We start from the raw sequence: 20,022 nt of genomic DNA on the forward strand, positions 1-20,022 counted from the left end.
TAAATGTCTTAAATGTCTTAAATGTCTTAAATAAGCCAGAGCAACTACAGCAAAGTAAGGCGTAACTTTGGATTTATGCGATCTTTATCTATCGACTGTGATCTATAACCCTGACGCATAGGCAACCATCTGCTGACGTTCTTCATCCGTCAACTGAGTGAGGTTGGCCAATGGCATATAGCCTGTTTGTACGGCAGTAATGATTTTGGCTTTGTGCATTTTTATGTCTGCTGGCGTTTGCAAGATAATACCTGCTGGCGGCGCGGCAAATCCCTGCTGAGTAGGCTGTGCTGCATGACAAGTGCTACAGCGCGTGTGCACGACATTCATCATGGCATCATCAGCAGAAGCAGTTACAGAGGCCGTAACTGGTACGACATCGGCAGTGACACTTTCATTGGAGACAGCTTCATCAGAAATGGCATCAGTGCTCACAACAGAACTGGCGACTGTACTCTCAATAGTTGGTGGCATATTATCTGGCGGTACGCTATCTGTTGTTGTTTCCGCAGCGACTGCAGCAGTAGCAACAGGCAACGGTTCGATTGGCTCAGGACGCATCCAAATAATTAATAAAACCGTTAATACCGCAGGAATGACCAAATAGCGCGGCTTATGATTGTCCAAATGCTTTTGATTAAAGTAATGACGTACGATTGCAGTGATAATACAAACAAAGACTAAAACCAACCAACCGTGAGCATGAGCGTACATCATTGGATAGTGATTGCTAATCATGATAAAAATAAGCGGCAGGGTGAAATAGTTATTCATCAACGAGCGGTTTTTGGCTTGTAGTGCCAAATCGGCTACTTCCTTGCCCGGTTTCTCTCCGCGCCTCACACAATCGACTAGCGCTCGTTGGGCAGGCATGATGCCAAAGAAAACATTACCTGCCATAACCGTACCTAAAATGGCACCAATATGGATGAACGATGCGCGGTCACTGAATAACTGGTACGAACCCCAGCAAGCGATAATCAATAGGATAAAAATAATACTACTAAAGATAAGTGAGTTTTTGCCCAAGTGACTACGGACAATGACTTCATAGATAAAGTAGCTACCGAATAAGAACAATAAGCTGGTCGAGATAGCACCCACACTGCTACCAAAGGCAACTTTGCTTGGGTCAATCAGATAGGCAGTCGCATTGGCATAGTAGACGATAGACAGCATGGCCATACCCGTCAGCCAAGTGGTATAGGCTTCCCATTTGAACCAATGTAGCGTTTTGGGCATCTCTTCAGGTTCAAGCTTATATTTGGCAATTTCATAAAAGCCACCGCCATGTACCGCCCATAGGTCACCAGAAATACCTTTGTCCATTTTCCACTGTGGTGGTTTACGTAGACTGAGATCTAACCAAACAAAATAAAATGAAGCCCCAATCCATGCTACGCCAGCGATGACGTGGAACCAGCGGAAAAATAAATTTAACCAGTCAAGATAATAAGCGCCCATGTGGCAAATGTCCTTTTTTACAATGTTCTGTCGTCAGCGTTTTTTTGTTCGATATGCTTTGGTATTTAATATACCGTTGTACTGCGATGTATTGTGATGTGCTCTTGCACCATCATTTTGTCGTCATGACCTCAAATCAAATGCCATCAAATCAAATGACATTAAATACAGTCACGAGCCACGATAGGTGCTATAACCATGTGCGCTAAGCAATAATGGTATGTGGTAATGATTGGCATCACGCACCATAAAATCGATGATGACTTGCGGATAAAATGCGGTGAGCTGCTGCGCATCAAAGTAAGACTGCGTATCAAAAGTCAGCGTATAACGGCCATGACTCAAATCAGATTCGCTACCATTAATTTCTGAGTCAAGCTGCCAGCTGTCAGGAGCCACGCGGCCATCGGCATTGGTGATACCATTTGCCAATAGAACAGCATCGCCGCTATCGCTAATACGATGTAGGGTCACGGCGACATCAGCCGCTGGTTTGCCCAGATGAGTGTCTAAAATATGTGATGAGAGAGTAGCTGACATAATAACTCCGTTTATATATGTGTGGCAGATAAGGTTTACGCGGCGCTCAGCAGTTTCTGTAACCGTAAACGCGTGATTTTATTTTGCTCGGTAGCGGCATTGACGAGTTCAGTATCGCGATCATTTGGTAGACGCGCTAACAGTAGATCTAGCATTTGCTGAGCGCTCTTACCGGTGGCAAATACAATAAAGATAAAACCAAATTTATCGAGATAATCTTGATTGCCTTGTGCCAATGCTGCAATGACATCGTCTTCAGCATCATTGGCACCTGATTGCTCATGTGCTGCACTGTCTTGCGTATTACGGTACTTTGCTTTTAGCGAATCGACATTACCAATTTGTGGATGCCCATCAAACGCCTCTAATAGATTCTGCTCATCCGTTTGAGATTGCATCCAAGCATCATCACTATGGGCGAGCACGGCGTGCATGTCGATGAAAGGACGTTTATTTACTAATGTCTGCGCCCAGTGAGTGCTGGTACAACAGGTCAATAGATGTGAGGTTGCGTCAGCTGGCGAGAGTTCGTTAAATTGCTGTAAAGATAATTTCACAGTAATCTCCTTTTCATTTAACAGTGATGGATTAGAATGGGCGGGCATTGGGTTTATGGTGATACGCTCATGCTGCTAGATACAAAATCACATACTGAAATAGTATTTATCGAATAATAATTGGTTTAATATTACTATTCTGCTCAAACCTGACCATTTGGTCAACTACTTTATCAGGATATTTTATTTAAGTGGCTTATATTTCATAAAAATTAGAAATTAAATAGAGCTACTTACTCGAATCCTGCTATCTATTCATCATAATAACGACAGGTATAACTCACATGGCCCAAGAGACCGACATAAACATACAAGAGAGCTTTGAAGCGGCGACACCGCACAACCAGCAAGGCATTCGTGCGCACAATCAGGCTGTCATTTTAGCGGCAGCTGAAGAGGAGTTTGTGCTGCAAGGCTTTGGTGGTGCGACGATGCAAAGTATCGCTGATAGAGCCAAGCTGCCAAAAGCCAATATTCATTACTATTTTAAAAATAAAAAGAATCTGTATCAGATGGTGTTGCACTCTATTATTCAAGAGTGGAATGATGGTCTAGTGACCATGACGATTGATAGTGATCCTAAAGTGGTCATCGAAAAATTTGTTCGTACCAAACTACATCAAGCCTTTGCCAATCCAAACCGACATAAACTGTTTGCGCTTGAAGTCATCGGCGGCGCACCACATCTGAACAATTTTATGTCGACGACAATGAAAGAGTGGGCGATTGATAAAGCGAAGGTCATGAAAGTCTGGCATGAGCAAGGCAAAATTGGCATTGCCGACCCGTTACAGTTATTGATTTTGATTTGGGCAACGACGCAACGCTATGCTGAATTTGAAACAGAAATCGTTGGCTTGATGGAAAAGACTGATTATGACCAGCAGGACGAAACACGTGCCGCTGATTTCTTGGTGCCGTTTATCTTACGCGGCTGTGGTCTTGAATAACGATTGTTTCTTGCCATTTCATAAAAACGAATTATAAAAACAAGTAACGCTAGCCCATTATCAATGCGCTAGCGTTATTTTCATTATGGCAGGTTAAATTTTTTGTCTAAGCGGTTTTAGACCGTCATCCAAATGCTGCTCTGCTGTATCAAATTCAACACCGTAGTTCTTGGGTAAAATCATATCAAGTGCAATGGCGACGATACCCGACATGGTCACCGCTGAACCAAAGATATTACGGAATAGTTGCGGTGCTTGTGCGAATACATCAGGTACAAAAGCCACACCCATTGATAGACCTAGAGAGGTTGCGATAATCAAGATATTGCGATGGGTGAAGTTCACCGTTGATAGGATGCGAATACCAGCAGTCGCTACCGTTGCAAACATCAGCAATGTCACACCGCCAACGACCGGCTTGGGTAACTGAGTAAAGATAGCGCCAAGGATAGGGAACATGCCCATGGTGAATAAGATAGCGCCAACATAGAGACCAATATAGCGGCTGGCAATCCCCGTCATCTGAATAACACCATTATTCTGGCTAAAAGTCGTCACTGGGAACGTGTTGAATACCGCCGCAATTAATGAGTTAACACCATCACCTAGTACACCGCCTTTGATACGTTTCTCGTATACTGGGCCTTTGATTGGCTCGCCTGAGATCATCGAAGTCGCTGTTAAATCACCTGACGTCTCAATACTGGTGATGACATACATAAAGGCGATAGGGATAAAAGCCTGCCAGTCAAAACCAAAACCGAACTTAAAAGGTACAGGCATCGTAAATAGAGGGGCTTCAGAGACCAAAGAAAAATCTATACGTCCCATAAAGACAGCAGCTATCAGCCCAAGCATCAATCCGATAAATATCGCACTTGAGCGAATGACTTTATTATTGACGATACTAATCAGTACCACACTGACCAACACACCGCCACCTAGTAGTAAGTTTTGCATACTACCAAAGTCTTCAGCACCGACACCGCCTGCCAAATCTGTCAAGCCAACCTTAGTCAACGACAGACCGATAGTCACGATCACACAACCTGTAACTATTGGACTCATCAATGATTTGAGTTTGGTGATGAACTGACTTAAGAAAATTTCGACAAAGGCACCAAGAAATGACACCCCAAAGATGACAGAGAGAATTTCCTCTGGACTACCGCCCCTGTTTTTTACCACAAAGCCTGCTGCTAGTACGGCGGCTAAGAAGCCAAAACTGGTGCCTTGTAATGCCATTAAACCTGAACCGACTGGCCCAACTTTACGTGTTTGGATAAAGGTTGCAATACCTGAAACCATCAATGACATGCTGATGAGATAGGGGATATGTTCCCCCAAACCCAAGACACCGCCTATGATTAATGATGGAGTAATAATACCAACGAAGCTGGCAAGTACGTGTTGTACTGCCCCTAAAAATGCTTTTGCAGGAGCAGGACGGTCATGCAGTCCATACAATAAATCGGGGTTCCCTTGAGTGTGCTCACTCATCTTGGCTTCCTCCTAAGGTGACTTTCAGTCCCAGCTCTATGGAGATTATTAAGCAATGCGATGATACATAGTGTCAATCAATGCACTATAAATGCGTTACAGCGTCAGCCTCACTTGAAGTATTCGATATACCTCTACACTCGGTTGCCCTGTCATACTTTCCAACTGGATTGATTCTAGTTTAGAGAAGCAGTCGTATTGTTTAGCCATCTCACAAAGAGTCGCACTTATTCTTATGTGAATACATAAAAGTAGGTAGCTATTAGTTATTTATGAGTCTAGCAAATAGCCATTATTACAAACCTGACTAATTGGTCAACTATCTAAGGGTATAGGGAAAGGGTTAGTTATTGCAACATTTTTTTAACATTAGCATGTTTATTTCTAAAATAATGGTTATTTATTATAAGAATGTAGATATGGATTTTACGTTGGAGGCACTGTTATATAAGGATTTGATTAATAAATAATCAGAATTTTTTGATGAAAGGTTAGGACTTCAAATCTGTCTAAATATGAAATTAATCATAGTATTTATTGCTAAATTGTTAATATTTAGTTAGGATACCTGTCTTCAATAAATGCTAACAATTATCATTAGCATTTTTATTTATGAGATAAATTTGGCATGGTAAAAATGGCCATTCATCTGAATGCCTATCATGCAAAAAGCAGTTGTTAATCATTAATAAAATCGGTTATTCAAAACAATCAACGTTTGAATAAATAGTCTTAAAACTCCTAATTCCTAATAGTAAATAAAGTGAGTAAGTTCGTTATGCGTGAAGTAAAATCATCAAAGCTCTCTAGCCCATTAACGGTATTGTCTATGGGTGTTGCTGCGGTATTGTGGTCGCAAGCGGCTAGTGCAGCTCCTGTAGAAGAGGTGCCAAACGTCACGTTACAGACCATCACAGTGACAGCCAATAGCTCTGTACGTGATGATTTGCAAAAGAATTCTGTTGATTCAGCTCAGTATATACCTGCAGGGCAAGCGAGTCTTTTGAGTGACTTTTTAGATGGCGTACCAGGTGCTTCGGTAGGCGGTACAACGGCAATCAATCAACGTGTGCGCATTCGTGGCTTTGATGATACGAATCTAAAAGTGACCGTTGATGGTGCTCGTCAAGAAGGCTATGCGTTCCACCACGCTGGAGATTTGGTCATTGATCCAGATTTGTTGAAGCGCTCGGAAGTTTCAGTTGGTAATAACTCAGTCACTCTAGGTAATGATGCGATTGGTGGTGCGGTTGCTTTTGAGACGGTTGATGCTGCGGACTTGCTCGATGTTGATCAAAAGATTGGTGCAAAAGTCCATACCGGCTACGCCAGCAACAATAACGAGCTGTTAACCTCAACGACCGTATTTGCTGCACCGACAGAAAATGTTGATTTATTGGCTTATTATGGCAAACGCACCTCCGAAGCAGGTGAAGATGGTGATGGTCGCGACATTCAAACGTCAGACGGTGACACCGAAAGTATTTTGTTAAAGGCAGGCACTTATCTAGGTGATAATCATCACGTCAGTGGTAGCTTTAGCCGTACAGAAAATGAGGGCATGTATGCAAACCGAGCAGATTTCCCATTAACTGATGAGAATGGTTGGAACCCTGCTGTACCTTGGAAACAAAGCCGTGATACCTATACATTAGAGTATGGCTACCAACCAGCCAATGACCTAATTGATATCAAAGCAAATATTTATCGATCTGAAACAGAGCTTGATAAAGATAATGGATCTATTGCCGTTGATTTAATCACCACAGGCGGTAAGATCGAAAACACCAGTCACATAGAAAGTAAGCTTGGCTCACATAAGCTGATTACTGGTGTTGAGCATTACACAAAAGAGTCTGAGGTAACGCGTCTAGGTGTCCTTGGAGGAAATGATGAGGCAAAAAATACGTCTGTATATCTAGAAGACCAATGGCAGATGGGTAAACTGACCCTAACACCTGGTGTCCGTTATGATCATTACGAAGCACCAGAAGATGTGGCAAATGGTGAAACATACGACAATGTAGTGGGCGCTTTTGCCGCTAGCTATCAAGTGTTGCCAAGTACCAATGTATTTGCAAGTTATACCCAGTTGTTCAATGGTCCTGACTTACAGGAAGCCATCCGTAATACAGATGGTGAAGATAAATATATTTCTTCTGATTTAGAGCCTGAAACTGGCAGTAATACTGAAGTTGGTGTATCAACTATTTTCCGTGGCTTAACCACTGAAGATGATTCGTTACGCCTCTCTGGTAAGTACTTTGTGACAGATTTGGAAAACTGGATTTCTTACAAAAGTGACCTTGATTGCACCACAGGACTTGCCTCTGATACGGGCACGTGCGCAGGCTCATTTAACGCAGATGAAGATTATGAAATCAAAGGGGTAGAGCTCTCAGCTGATTACCGTACCAATAATTTCAATATGGGATTGAGCTATGCGCGTGCGCGTAGCGAAGGCAAAGAGTCTGGCTATAGTCTGTCTCAAGGCACTGGAGATGAAAACGATTCTGGTGATAAGTATATGGTTAATTTGGGGTATGCCCCAACTGACACACTTGATTTAGGCTGGCGCAGTACGTACGTGACCTCTATCAATCCTAATACAGGTGATGATACAGATACCGAAAAAGAAGGTTATGACGTACATGATATATTCATGACCTACACGCCTCAGCAGTTAGCAGGCGTGAAAGCAACGCTAGGCGTCTACAATATGTTTGATGAAACGTATGCAAATCACTCATCGCGCTACTCAGACGATTCGGACTATACGGATTATGCGATCGGAAGAAATGTGAAAGCCTCTCTAACCTATCAATTTTAATAGCTAGATTTGATAAATAGGTTTGATAGCTAGACAACTGGCATTTGATAATTCATGTTGAACACGTCAATTTGACAGCTAATAGAAGCCAGTTACCTTTTTGAGGTGGCTGGCTTTTTAATGTTTATATGAGGTTGACTGTTCTGTTTTTACCTCTGTTAAAGAACTATTGATTGAGTTGTTATCAGACACTAAACGTTAGATATAAATTTATAGAAAAAGGATGCAAAAATGGCCAAACCAATGCCTAGAATTTTAGCCGTTAAAAGTATTGTCGATATCACGCCCAACATGCGCCGTATTACGCTAGGTGGAGAGGCGTTTGACGGCTTTCCCGCCGATCAGGAAAGCGGCTATATTAAGCTGATGTTTCCGCAGGATGAAGGGAAACTTATTATGCGCACTTACACCATTGTTCAGCAGCGTGACAATGAGATCGATGTCGATTTTGTATTACATGGTCTCAATCATCAAGGTACCGCAGGACTGGCATCGCACTGGGCAAAAACAACTACCATAGGAGATGAGATTTTGATTGGCGGCCCGGGTGAAAAAAAGCTGATCAATCATCAGGCAGGCTGGTTTTTGTTGGTAGGTGATATGACGGCACTGCCAGCTATCACGGTGAATTTAGCACAGCTACCTGATGACGCAGTGGGTTATGCGGTCATAGAAGTGCTGAGCGACGCTGATATTCAGTCTATTAAAAAACCGCAAAATATAGAGATTCATTGGGTTATCAATCCAGCTACAAGCGATAGCCACTATCCCTTGCTAGAGCAAGTCAAAGCACTGACTTGGTTAGAGGGCGAGGCCGCCGTGTGGACAGCGTGTGAGTTCAATAGTATGCGAGCACTGCGCCAGTACTTCAAAAAGGACCGAAATGTGGCTAAAACCCATTTGTATATTTCGAGCTATTGGAAACTGGACAATAGCGAAGATGAGCATAAGGTGATCAAGCGTCAGGATGCAGAATCTGATTCATAGCGTTTATATAACGATGCAGGCTATCACTGAAGGTTTTGTATGTTCTGATAGCTCTTGAAGGTGCTGATAAAGTTTGGCAGTTCTTGGCTTATACGGACGGTATTATGAGGCGTTTCTATTGGCATGTTGATCACTGATTTCGCATTTAATATAGCTATTAGATAGCGTGTGCAAACATTAATGAGAATAAGTATCATTAATGTTTGCATTATCTTTTCTATCTTGCTAAAGTGTGTTCCGTTCATTACAGAATAGTTAAAGGTTCTTTGCTGTACCTATGCTAGAGAACTTATTGTGATCCATATTTTAAACAGTTGGTCTATGCCAGTTGTCGCGTCACCAAACTTTTAACCCTACTCAGTACCTACCTTTACGAATTTGCCTTATACCGATATTTAAGCTCTTTAGCCATATTTTAGTCACACTTTGCATACTCATACTTCATGACATGTTTGTTACGAAGTGGCTGAAAATGTTCGCTGTCGGTGCAATTGAAAGGTACTAATGACCCTAAGTGCTTCAAGGAACGTTATTTATGTTAAACCAATCAGGTCGCTCTGATCATTCATACCTCACTTCTCCAAAGAACGTTCAACGCTTAGTGACGGGCAAAGTTTTGCTCAGTATCGCTGTGGCCTCTATTCTTAGTAGCACGGCTGTTGCTGCAGAAAGCGATGAGATGGTAACGCAAGCAGCGACTGAGCAGGAAGCAGTGCCTACAGCCACACTAGACACGATTGTGGTGCGAGCAGCGAGAGAGGAGTTGGAGCAGGCGGCAGGGCTGTCTATCATTAGTGAAGAAGCCATCGAAAAAGCATCGCTTTCTAATGATATCTCAGAGATTGTACGTAAAATGCCGGGTGTGAATCTATCGGGTTCATCGACTTCGGGTCAACGTGGTAACCAGCGTCAAATTGATTTGCGTGGCATGGGTCCAAATAACACGCTAATCCTAATCGACGGCCGTCCTGTGACCTCGCGTAACTCTGTACGTCCTAGCCGTGGTAGTGAGCAAGACACGCGCGGTGACTCACAATGGGTGCCACCAAGCGCTATTGAAAGTATCGAAGTACTGCGTGGCCCAGCCGCAGCCCGTTATGGCTCTGGTAGTATGGGCGGTGTCGTAAACATCATTACCAAGCGCCCAACAGAAACGGAGTTTTCTGTCAGTGGACATTACGAAGCACCAGAAAGTGATCTAGAAGGCAGTAGCTGGCGTACCAACGTCAATATGTCTGGCGCATTGACTGACAAGCTGTCCTCGCGTACCACCCTTGGTTACCATGATAGTGAAGCGGACGATCCTTCTATCAATGCAGCAGAAGCGCAAGACGATTCTATTGCAGCAGGCACTGAAGGTGTCGAAAATATCGATGTGCGTCAGCTGTTTGAATACGCGATGGATGCGATGAATACCGTCGGTTTTGAAGTGAACTATAGCCGCCAAGAGAATCGCTGGGCAGGTGATTCATTGTTCCAAACCGTGAATCAAAGTTTGTTAGATCAGTTAGAAGGTGAAACAACGAGCAAAATGCAGCGTTATGGTGCGGCAATCACGCATCGCGGTGAGTATGATGATGCTAGTAGTAACAGCTTTATCGAGTATAGTCGGACGGTCAATGAAAGTCTGGCTGTAGGCAGTGCTGGTGGTGGTGAAGGTCAAATTGTCATACCTGATGACGGCGAGGACTTTGAATGGACAGAAGCAACGTATGACACGCTAAATGCTAAGTCAGAGTGGGATATCTATTTTGACCGTCATACTTTGACCGCTGGCGCTGAGTTCCGTGGTGAAAAGCTGGACAACCCTGTGGTATCTGATTTGGCATTTGCAGATGGTTTTGATTTTGGTGATGTAGAGACCGACCCTGAAAAGCGTGACACAACCACAGATGCCTACCTCATCGGTGCTTATTTAGAAGACAATTATGAGATTACACCTGACTGGTATATCACTCCAGGTCTACGCTTTGACTATCATAGCGAGGCTGGCAGTAACTGGTCGCCTAGTATCAACAGCACTTGGCACTTTAGTCCTGATTGGTCAGTGAAAGGCGGTGTCAGCCGTGCCTTCAAGGCGCCCTCTTTATATCAACTTGATCCAAATTACATCTACTACACGGGTGGTAATGGCTGTCCATCTTGGGTACCTGCTGACGAAAGAGGATGTCATGTATTGGGTAATCCCGACCTAGAAAATGAAACCTCTTGGAATAAAGAGCTGACCTTTACTTATGATGATGGTACTGGACTAAATGCTGGCTTGACTTACTATCATAACGCTTATGACAACCGAATCGGCGCTGGTGTCGACCGTGTAGCATTAGATACGGCGACAGGTCGCTCGATCTTCGTATGGGAAAACCAAGGCGAGGCTGTTATCGAAGGTTTAGAAGGGTTTGTAAAAGTCCCTGTTACCGATACGGTGTCATGGTCTTCTAACATAACCGGTATTTTGCGTTCAGAGCGAAAAGACAATGGCGAGCCGCTATCACTCATTCCTAAGTTCACTGTGAACACGGGTGTCGATTGGGACATTACGCCGCGTTGGAATGCTAACGCTGATGTGAGCTACTATGGCACGATTGAGGCCCCCAAGCGTTCAGTGACCACAGATGATGAACTCGATACATTGTTGCTTGACCGTGATCCGTACGCCATTGCTAATGTTAGTACTCGCTATGATCTGACGGATGGTATTACCGTTGGTGCGGGTGTCAAAAACTTGTTTGATACGGGTGTTTATCGCGAAGGTACTAGTACCAATGCTGGGGCACGTACCTTCAATGAACCTGGTCGTACTTATGTGTTTGACGTTAGCGTTGACTTTTAATAGATAGATACTGGGTTTGTTCGATTAAAAAAGGTCTGAGCTATTGGTTCAGGCCTTTTGTGCTGTCAGTAACTTTTTTTAAATGGCTTTCTTGAATTAAGCCTCTTTAAGTGAGCTTCTTTAAGCAAGCTCATTTAATCAATAACTATCACAATATAACAGCAGATTTATTTATGTCATTCAATCTTCGCCTCAGCTGTCTCTGGATTCACCGTTATACGGGACTTGCCATGGCAGCATTTTTAATTATCGCTGGTATTACTGGCACATTATTGGCATTTCATGATGAGCTGGACGATGTGTTCAATCATAAATTGGCTCAGGTTGATGTCCAAGACACGCCGCATCTTCCTATTGCGGTACTTCATGATAGAGTTGTCAGTGCCTATCCAGAACATAATTTTTCTAGTATGCCAACGTCGATAGCGGCAGACAGGTCGGCAGTATTTTCGGTAGATAGAGCCCGAGGTAAGGCTGCCCAAAATCAACCAAAAGCACCGTTTCAAGAAGTTTATGTGAACCCCTATGACGGTAACATCATTGGCACCCGTGATAAAGACCAATGGGCATTGCACAATACCATGTGGAAAGTTTTTTGGTTGCACCGCGATTTATTGCTTGGCGATATCGGTAAATGGGTATTAGGTATCGTGTCTGTCGTTTGGACCATCAACTGTTTTATCGGCTTTTATTTAACGTTTCCGAGAGCAGTTAAAAAGAAAAACGCGCAGAAAAAATCCTCATCTAAAAAACGTGCGTCATTTCTCAAGCGTTGGTTACCAGCGTGGAAAATTCGTACCAAGAGCAATCTGTTTAAACTGAATTATGACTTGCACCATGCCTTTGGATTGTGGCTCTGGGGCATGTTATTTGTCATCGCTTGGTCGAGTGTTGGCTTTAATTTACAGCAAGTCTATCGACCTGTCATGCAGGCAGTCGTTGGGCTCGAAGGCAGAGGCGAAAAACAAGAAAAATCAAAAAAACCACGTGAAAAAGTTGGGCAGACTGCTAATGCAGACAGAGATGCGAGAATTGGCGCTGCAAAGAGTGAGGCTTTGAGTAACGAGGCTAGTAATGTCGATGCTATTGATGTCGTCAACAAAGCCAATAGCATTGCTTATCTAAGTGAGCATGCGAACATCGCGGCTAAAAGTCAGGGTATGACAGTACAGCAGCTATTGGGCATACGCTGGGTAGAGGATGAAGGCCAATGGCAACTGCGCTTTAAAACAGATAAAGATATCGGCAAAAAAGGCGGCGCTTCGTCTATTACTGTCGATGCAAGGACGGGCAACATTGAGCGCGTCAACTTCGGCTATCAAAGCTCATCATTTGGTAGCAAAACTGATCAATGGCTATCGACCTTACATATGGGGCATATCAGTCAAGGTATTGGCTATTTACTGTATCAAATATTTTTAGCATTGATAGGTTTGGCTGTGACAGTGTTGTCTATTACTGGTGTTTATCTATGGTGGAAAGGGCGTCAACAGCGCTTAAAAGCGTTGCAAAAGGGTAGGTAATATTGCCAGATTTCTAAGGTAGGCTTTTAATTCAGTAAATAGCTATGTACTGCATTAAAGGCATGCCCTAGTGATCACTTGAATTGCAAAAATATTGTGTATGCTATCAAGACAGTAAAAATAAAGGAAGAAAATCTCTCACCTAGCATGACCCATTTATGCCATGTATTATTTTCATCGTAGTTCTTTGTGTAATCTACTGAAGAGATGTTTTGAGTAAAATCCATAGGAATAACCACCAATCTTAAAGCATATAAAGTGATTCCTAACCAAAAAAAAGTATTTGCTATCTCTTTATTTAAAGCATTAAAAATGAATAAGCAAAAGCTAATCACTAAAATTAATATAGATAGATTTTTATAGTTTATCCATCGATTATTCAATAAAGCTTTATGCATCGACAATTCCTTTTTTCGTTTGCAAAGTTCGGTCCTTAAACCGCATCAACAATCACTGGACGACCCTGATGGTTTAGCACGGTCACATCGACATTGTACAACTCTTTCATCGTTTCTTGTGTGATCACATCGACAGGCTGACCAACAGCCATCACTTGGCCTTCTTTCATCGTGACCACGGTATCAGCAAATTGTGCGGCTTGATTGATATCATGTAAGACGATGACGACGGTTTTCTGCTGACTGTGGCTCAGCTCTCGTAGTTCACGCATCAGGCGACCAGCGTGATACATGTCCAAATTATTCAGCGGCTCATCAAGCAATAAATAGGGCGTATCTTGGCAGACAATCATCGCAATTAACACACGCTGGCGTTGACCACCGGACAGGGTCGATAAGAAGCGGTCGGCCAATAGCTCCAGCTCAAATCGCTCAATAATTTCTAGCACTTTCTGCTGATCGTCAGCGGTTGGCTGCCCTTGATGATAGGGATAGCGCCCAAACATCAGCAGCTCATGCACGCGCAGTCGCCCTTGCACTTGGTTGTCTTGGCCAAGCATCGCCACCGTTTTGGACAACGTCCGAGCATGACAACTGACAATATCATGCTCACCAAAACACACTTGCCCTGACTGTAGCGGCTGCAAGCGTGCCATGACAGAAAACAAGGTGGATTTACCAGCACCATTAGGGCCGATCAAAGCAATGACTTGTTCGCTTGGTAGAGACAGCGTAATGTCATGTAGAATTTGCTGTTTGCCAATATGGTATGAGATATTATTTAGTTTAATCATAGTGCTTCTTGTCTTTATCTACGTTGTGTCGTAAAGATTAATAATAAGAATACCAAGCCGCCCGCCAGTTCAATCACGACCGATAATACGCCTGCCATACCGAGTACTTGCTCAAAGATGGTCTGACCGAGTACTAAGCAAATCATAGCGACCAGACTGACCAATATCAGCCGCTCGCTGTGGTACATATGGCGGGCGATACGATTGGTTAATGCACATACCAATAAGCCAAAGAACGTCACAGGGCCGACCAAAGCCGTAGCAGTGGCGACCAATATCGCGATGACAGTCAACAGACCAAATGCGAGACGTTGATAATGGATACCAAGATTGATGGCTTGTGATTTACCGAGCATCAATACATCACATTGATAGCGCCATCGCCAGATAAACACGGCACTCATAAGGCAAATAACTAGGCTGATGCCAAGCAGTTGTGGATTGACCGTATTGAACTGCGCATAACTGCTAGATTGTACGATGACAAAATCGTCAGGATTAATCAGCCTAGCAATCAAGGTTGATAAACTACGAAACAGCACGCCAAAAATAACGCCTACCAATATTAGCCGCGTCAAATCCTGACTGCTTTTTGAAAATAGCAGCTTAAATAACAATAATGACGCACCAAACATTAAGACAATTTCAAGTGTGAATTTGGCAAGGGGGTCGATACTGGTAAAGCTAATCGCACCCAAAAAGAAGACCAGTAGGCTTTGCAGTAAGATATATAGTGAGTCAAAGCCTAACAGGGAGGGCGTGAGAATAGGGTTGTGCGTTAAGGTTTGAAACAGTAGTGTCGACACCCCGATAGCATAGCCCACCACCATCAAGGCCAGCAGTTTTTTACCACGTAATGGTAGGGCAAAGTCCCAATGTCCATTGACGTTGAGTGTCAAAAATAGCAGCATCGAGATGACCAAGATAGCAGTGGCAATCGACTTTGGATGATTGACGATCCATGCCCAAAGTTGTGCCAGACGACTTTGCCAAGCTGTGGCAGTAGCACTGTTTTTCAAAGTGCTATCTTCCAAGGCACTGCTTTCTATCGAGCTGTCTTTTGTTGTATTGGTTTTAGCCATGGTCGTTTTTTCAGAGTGAGGCGTAGACGGTGAAAACATACGCGAATCCTGTAGTATCAAGCATAAATATCAGGCTTATCGATCAGCCGGAGCGCGCAATAGTAGCCATAAAAACAGCACGGTACCAACCACGCCAAATACCGTCGCGACGGGCACTTCAAATGGATAGCGGATAGAGCGACCAATGATATCGCAGAGTAGGACAGCGGATGCACCGAGTAATGCGACTGCTGGCAAGCTACGACGTAACTTATCTCCCATCAATCGGCTGACAATGTTGGGCACGACTAATCCGATGAAAGGAATCATCCCAACTGTGACCACGACGACAGCACTCATCATTGCGACCATGCCGACACCAAGCCAGGTGACCTGCCGTTTACTAATACCCAAGTTCAGTGCGATATTATCGCCCAAGCCTACGATGGTGAGCTTATCCGCAATGATGTAGGCCAATACACACAGACCTCCGGTCAGCCATAGCAACTCATAGCGTCCGGCTAGCACACCAGAAAAATCACCAAACTGCCAAACGCTGAGCATCTGCAATGACTCAGTCTGATAAGCAATAAAGGTTGTCACTGCTTCGAGAATGCCGCCAAAGACAATACCAATCAGTGGAATCATCAAAAAATCTGTCGGTGGAATCCGATGAATAAGCAGCATAAACAGCATCATGCCAAATACGGCTGCGACGGTCGCCACACCCATTTTGATAATGAGTGCGCTGGCTGGAAACAGCAGGCTGACCACCAATAATCCAAGCGCTGCACTCTGAGTGGCACCAACCATTGAAGGCTCAACAAAGCGGTTTTTTAGCACCACTTGGATAATCATCCCTGCAACTGCCATCGAGATACCGGTCAAGATAATCGCAATAGTGCGGGGTAGTCGGCTGACTAAAAATAGCGAGCTATCAGAGTTGGCGCTATGATTGATAAGGCTGCGTAGAAAACCGGACCACGAAAAATCTGCGACACCAATAGATAAGCTCAATAACACCAAAAGCCCCATAATAATGAGGCTTCCCGTGTTGATTAACCATGGTGGCATGGCGGCACGGTGATGTTTAGCATTTAGACTGTTGCCAGTGCTTCTTTTCCAACTCGCTGATGCGGCTGGCGAAGAAGTACTGGTTTTAACGCTGGGCTGTGCACGATGTGAAAATAACGACATAACGGCTACTGGCATACAGATGAGGTATAAAAACGGTCATTAAAAACGGCAATCAACCACAGTTAATGGGGCAATGATGACGTTTACTTAGCGTTAGTAAAGGCATTTTTGATGGTCGTCAAATCTTGTATCCACTGATAATAGCCGCCAAATGCAAGGTAAGAATCTGGGCTTAGATAAACCACTTGGTCTTTTTTCCATGCGGTGGTTTGCGCCACTAATGGATTGTCTAATACTGCTTTTGCACCGACACTGTCTTCGCCGATAGCCGCACTACGATCAATCACAAATAACCAGTCTGGATTTGTTTTTTGCAGATACTCAAAAGAGATTGGCTGACCATGACGCCCTTCTTTGATTTGATCATCAGCGATGGGGACGTTTAAGACGTTATGAATAAAGCCGTAGCGTGATTCAGCGCCATATGTCGACATTTTATTGCCATTGACCATGACCACTAGGCCAGTGCCGCTGTCTTTGGTGACGGCTTTGGTTTCTTCAATCAAACCATCAATGTCTTGTTGTAATTTAGTGGCTTGTTCACTTTTGCCAAACAATGCGCCTAAGTCAGCTAAGCGACGTTTGCTTGACTCATAGATGTTGGCGGTATCGATAGACATATCTAGTGTTGGGGCAATGCCAGACAGCTCGTCATATTTTTCAGCCATACGTGAGCCAACTAAGATAGCTTGCGGCTGCATCGCATTCAATGCCTCAAGATCTGGCTCAAATACCGTACCCATGCTTGAAGGTTCTGGTTGGTTTTTAGACTTCAAATTATCTAGATGCATCCCACTAGGCGCGCCATCAATAGCCACATCAAGCGCTGCCAAGTCCTGCATCAATGTCATGTCATACACCACGATTGGCGATGGGTTTACCGCTAACTCAACGTCTCCTTTTACGGTATCCACTGTGATAGTGCTAGCAGCGCTATTATCAGCCGTTTTATTTTCAGTCGTGGTATCTGTTGGCTCAGAGTCCGTTGATTCGGGTGAGCTACAACCTGCCACACTGATACTAGCAACGAGTGCGGTCGTCATAGCAGTCAGTAATGGGCGTTTAAAAAAGGCGCTAGGAAAGCGGTTAGACAATAAAGCGATAGACATAAATAACTCGGTATATTAGCGGTTTGGGCAGATTATTAAAAATATGATTACCCGTATAAAAAATGATATGAGTTTGTCTAATGTGATGTATATACCAGACAATGCTCGGCGGTATTTATTTAACTATTATGATTTTTATGAGGTGGTTTTATACTTATCTATTAAAGTGTTTAATTATCTTACGGTGTAAAATAAGAGATAGCGTTCGATAAGTAATTTTTATAAGTGCTATAAACTGTTAGAGAACCGCAATGATAAGGCAATTGAGATTCATTATCAATATAAATGATAATGATTTTTATTAACAAGGTGGATTTGGTTTGTTATAATTGTATTAATAAAAGAGCAATTATCTCAATTTATTATTGATAATAATTATCGTTTGCATTATTATCTACGCCATTCTATCTCAGTTAATTAATATTAGGGTGTTATGAGTTCAACGAATTTAGACGCGCCATCACCTAAGTTGACGCTTGCGACTATTGCGGTAGTTGTAGGATTGCATGTGCTGACGGCAGTAGCATTAGCGGCGGTCAAAACGCCTGAGATGAAAGTAGAACCAAAAAAAGTGACGCCACCTATTGAAATAGAGCTAATTACGCCTCCACCGCCTCCGCCACCTGTGGAGATTGAAGAGGTAAATCTGAAAGAAGATCCAGAGCCAGTCAGAGAGGTTAAGCCTAAGCCAAAAGCGAAGCCAGTTGCTGCACCCAAGCCTAAAGTTGTTCAGAAAAAGCAGCCAGTAGAGAAGCCTAAACCTGCCAAATTGACGCCGCCACCTGCCCCACAAAAAACTACCCCTCAAAAGAGTCCTGATACGAAAGTGGCTGATGATCAGCGTAGACTTTTGGCAGCGCAAGCGGAACAAGCAAGAATAGATGCATTATTAGCTGAACAGCAAGCAAAAGCCAATGCGGCTGAAATAGCAGCACAGGTAAAAGCTGCTGCTGATGCCAAAAAAGCTCAAGAGATAGCTAATGCTAAAGCCGCCGATGCACAGGCAAAAGCGGATGCACGGGCAAAGGCTGATGCAGAAGCCGCAGCCGCTGCAAGCAATACGCCACAAAGTTTTAGTGGTAGCGACGCATCATGGATAGTAGCGCCAGATTTTACAGGTATTTCTAGTAAATCCCAAACCTTGACGATACGGTTTACTGTAACAAAACAAGGTGCCATTCAAAGTGTCAATGTTAGTGGTAAGGATCGAGATGCAGTTCGGGAAGTTAAAAGGAGAATGGGTAATAGTAAAATAAAGCCTTTTATAAGAGGCGGGGTAGCTGTCGTGGGTAACGTTACTATGTCAGTTGTTGTCCAATAAAGGTTTATATGAAGTCTACTACCTGATAGTTAGTATTATTTATTTATAAAAGTAACCTCAGCAAAAGTAATTTTCTGACAAGCAGCTTCAAAATCTACAACTATTTGTTTTAACCACTATCATGATTTTAATGGATAGTTGTATAACACGATAAAACGCGTCAACTACATCAATATCAAGCCATAACACAAAAGACGAAGGAGTCTGACATGGACTTTATGCAATACTGGCAATATAGTGACATGGTGACCAAAACCTTGTTCTTTGTACTATTCGCTTTATCCCTTATCTCTTGGGTGACGGGTATCATTCGTGTACTACAAAGCCGCAAATTGGCAGCGACGGTTGCCGATGATTTAACTCATCAAATTCAAGCCAAACAGACTGGGTTGATAGAGCAGGATGCACCCACTCGTCGCTTGGTGATAGAGCAGGCGTTACTCAAGCATATTGGACGCTATCGCTTTTCTAGTGAGCGTGGACTGCCTATCCTTGGTACGACGGCAGCGATTGCCCCGTTTATTGGTTTGTTTGGTACCGTATGGGGCATTTTTCATGCGCTGCACAATATCGGTACGAGCGGACAAGCAGGATTAGGGCAAGTAGCAGGTCCAGTCGGTGAGGCACTTATCATGACAGGTTTGGGTATTGCTGTGGCTATTCCAGCGGTGGTCTTTTATAACCTCGCTGTGCGTATCAATCGCCGTGTAATGTATCATGCAAATGATAGAGCGCATGACTTGCTGGCGGATTCTGCGAATATAAAAGCGGTAGCAAACACGCAGCCTACCGAGCAAGTAACTTCAGTGAAAAGCTCAGCTGACACCCAAGTGAGCAATACCACTAAACAGTATCGTAATGTGTCTACTTCACAGCTATAGACGGCATCGTGCGATAGCGATGGTTATCTTTAGCGGGTAACGGCGCTTTCTATCATTGTATAAGTAACGATGCAACA

16 protein-coding genes are annotated in these 20,022 nt (G+C 43.5%); 7 read left to right on the forward strand and 9 right to left on the reverse strand.

Annotated elements, in window-relative coordinates:
• Positions 1-102 precede the first annotated feature (102 nt).
• From JMW61_RS07525 to uraD, 3 genes are all read right to left on the reverse strand, one after another.
• Positions 103-1,464, reverse strand: a complete 1,362-nt coding sequence (locus JMW61_RS07525; protein ID WP_201550139.1) for a urate hydroxylase PuuD — start codon at positions 1,462-1,464, stop codon at positions 103-105.
• Positions 1,465-1,635: 171 nt separating this feature from the next.
• Complete coding sequence (gene uraH / locus JMW61_RS07530) at positions 1,636-2,004, reverse strand: hydroxyisourate hydrolase (RefSeq protein ID WP_201550140.1); 369 nt, start codon at positions 2,002-2,004, stop codon at positions 1,636-1,638.
• 35 nt (positions 2,005-2,039) lie between these two features.
• Positions 2,040-2,561 (reverse strand): 2-oxo-4-hydroxy-4-carboxy-5-ureidoimidazoline decarboxylase, encoded by a 522-nt coding sequence (uraD, locus tag JMW61_RS07535; protein ID WP_201550141.1) that lies wholly within the window; start codon positions 2,559-2,561, stop codon positions 2,040-2,042.
• A 284-nt stretch (positions 2,562-2,845) separates the two neighbouring features.
• Between uraD and JMW61_RS07540 the strand changes: the two genes are divergently transcribed.
• The gene (locus JMW61_RS07540; RefSeq protein ID WP_201550142.1) at positions 2,846-3,511 is read left to right on the forward strand and encodes a TetR/AcrR family transcriptional regulator; all 666 of its coding nucleotides are present in this window, start codon (positions 2,846-2,848) and stop codon (positions 3,509-3,511) included.
• Between the two features lie 93 nt (positions 3,512-3,604).
• On the opposite strand, the gene JMW61_RS07545 is transcribed toward JMW61_RS07540, so the two are convergent.
• Positions 3,605-5,011: a uracil-xanthine permease family protein gene (locus JMW61_RS07545; protein WP_201550143.1), complete on the reverse strand. Its 1,407-nt coding sequence runs from the start codon at positions 5,009-5,011 to the stop codon at positions 3,605-3,607.
• 778 nt (positions 5,012-5,789) lie between these two features.
• Here JMW61_RS07545 and JMW61_RS07550 point away from each other — a divergent pair.
• The 4 genes from JMW61_RS07550 to JMW61_RS07565 all read left to right on the forward strand — a co-directional run bounded on the left by JMW61_RS07550 (position 5,790) and on the right by JMW61_RS07565 (position 13,184).
• Positions 5,790-7,841: a TonB-dependent receptor domain-containing protein gene (locus JMW61_RS07550; RefSeq protein WP_201550144.1), complete on the forward strand. Its 2,052-nt coding sequence runs from the start codon at positions 5,790-5,792 to the stop codon at positions 7,839-7,841.
• Positions 7,842-8,072: 231 nt separating this feature from the next.
• Entirely contained in the window at positions 8,073-8,828 is a 756-nt protein-coding gene (locus JMW61_RS07555) for a siderophore-interacting protein (RefSeq protein ID WP_201550145.1), read from the forward strand.
• A 535-nt stretch (positions 8,829-9,363) separates the two neighbouring features.
• The gene (locus tag JMW61_RS07560) at positions 9,364-11,661 is read left to right on the forward strand and encodes a FepA family TonB-dependent siderophore receptor (protein WP_201550146.1); all 2,298 of its coding nucleotides are present in this window, start codon (positions 9,364-9,366) and stop codon (positions 11,659-11,661) included.
• A 173-nt stretch (positions 11,662-11,834) separates the two neighbouring features.
• A complete protein-coding gene (locus JMW61_RS07565) occupies positions 11,835-13,184 on the forward strand; it encodes a PepSY-associated TM helix domain-containing protein (RefSeq protein ID WP_201550147.1) in 1,350 nt (449 codons plus the stop codon).
• Between the two features lie 74 nt (positions 13,185-13,258).
• Here the strand turns inward: JMW61_RS07565 and JMW61_RS07570 are convergent, their stop codons facing one another.
• The 5 genes from JMW61_RS07570 to JMW61_RS07590 all read right to left on the reverse strand — a co-directional run bounded on the left by JMW61_RS07570 (position 13,259) and on the right by JMW61_RS07590 (position 17,743).
• The gene (locus tag JMW61_RS07570; protein WP_197101774.1) at positions 13,259-13,582 is read right to left on the reverse strand and encodes a hypothetical protein; all 324 of its coding nucleotides are present in this window, start codon (positions 13,580-13,582) and stop codon (positions 13,259-13,261) included.
• 35 nt (positions 13,583-13,617) lie between these two features.
• Complete coding sequence (locus tag JMW61_RS07575) at positions 13,618-14,376, reverse strand: ATP-binding cassette domain-containing protein (RefSeq protein ID WP_197101776.1); 759 nt, start codon at positions 14,374-14,376, stop codon at positions 13,618-13,620.
• A gap of 14 nt (positions 14,377-14,390) precedes the next feature.
• Positions 14,391-15,497: an iron chelate uptake ABC transporter family permease subunit gene (locus JMW61_RS07580; protein ID WP_201550148.1), complete on the reverse strand. Its 1,107-nt coding sequence runs from the start codon at positions 15,495-15,497 to the stop codon at positions 14,391-14,393.
• 36 nt (positions 15,498-15,533) lie between these two features.
• Positions 15,534-16,511, reverse strand: coding sequence for an ABC transporter permease (locus tag JMW61_RS07585; protein ID WP_227687420.1), 978 nt, complete (start codon positions 16,509-16,511; stop codon positions 15,534-15,536).
• Positions 16,512-16,717: 206 nt separating this feature from the next.
• A complete protein-coding gene (locus JMW61_RS07590) occupies positions 16,718-17,743 on the reverse strand; it encodes a siderophore ABC transporter substrate-binding protein (RefSeq protein ID WP_201550150.1) in 1,026 nt (341 codons plus the stop codon).
• Between the two features lie 433 nt (positions 17,744-18,176).
• On the opposite strand from JMW61_RS07590, the gene JMW61_RS07595 reads away from it, so the two are divergent.
• Both JMW61_RS07595 and JMW61_RS07600 read left to right on the forward strand, forming a co-directional pair.
• A complete protein-coding gene (locus JMW61_RS07595; protein ID WP_201550151.1) occupies positions 18,177-19,064 on the forward strand; it encodes a hypothetical protein in 888 nt (295 codons plus the stop codon).
• A 209-nt stretch (positions 19,065-19,273) separates the two neighbouring features.
• Positions 19,274-19,945, forward strand: a complete 672-nt coding sequence (locus tag JMW61_RS07600) for a MotA/TolQ/ExbB proton channel family protein (protein ID WP_201550152.1) — start codon at positions 19,274-19,276, stop codon at positions 19,943-19,945.
• Positions 19,946-20,022: the final 77 nt, after the last annotated feature.

Origin of the sequence: Psychrobacter fjordensis (assembly GCF_904845995.1) — a bacterium.
In the GTDB taxonomy this organism is placed as follows: Bacteria; Pseudomonadota; Gammaproteobacteria; order Pseudomonadales; family Moraxellaceae; genus Psychrobacter; species Psychrobacter fjordensis.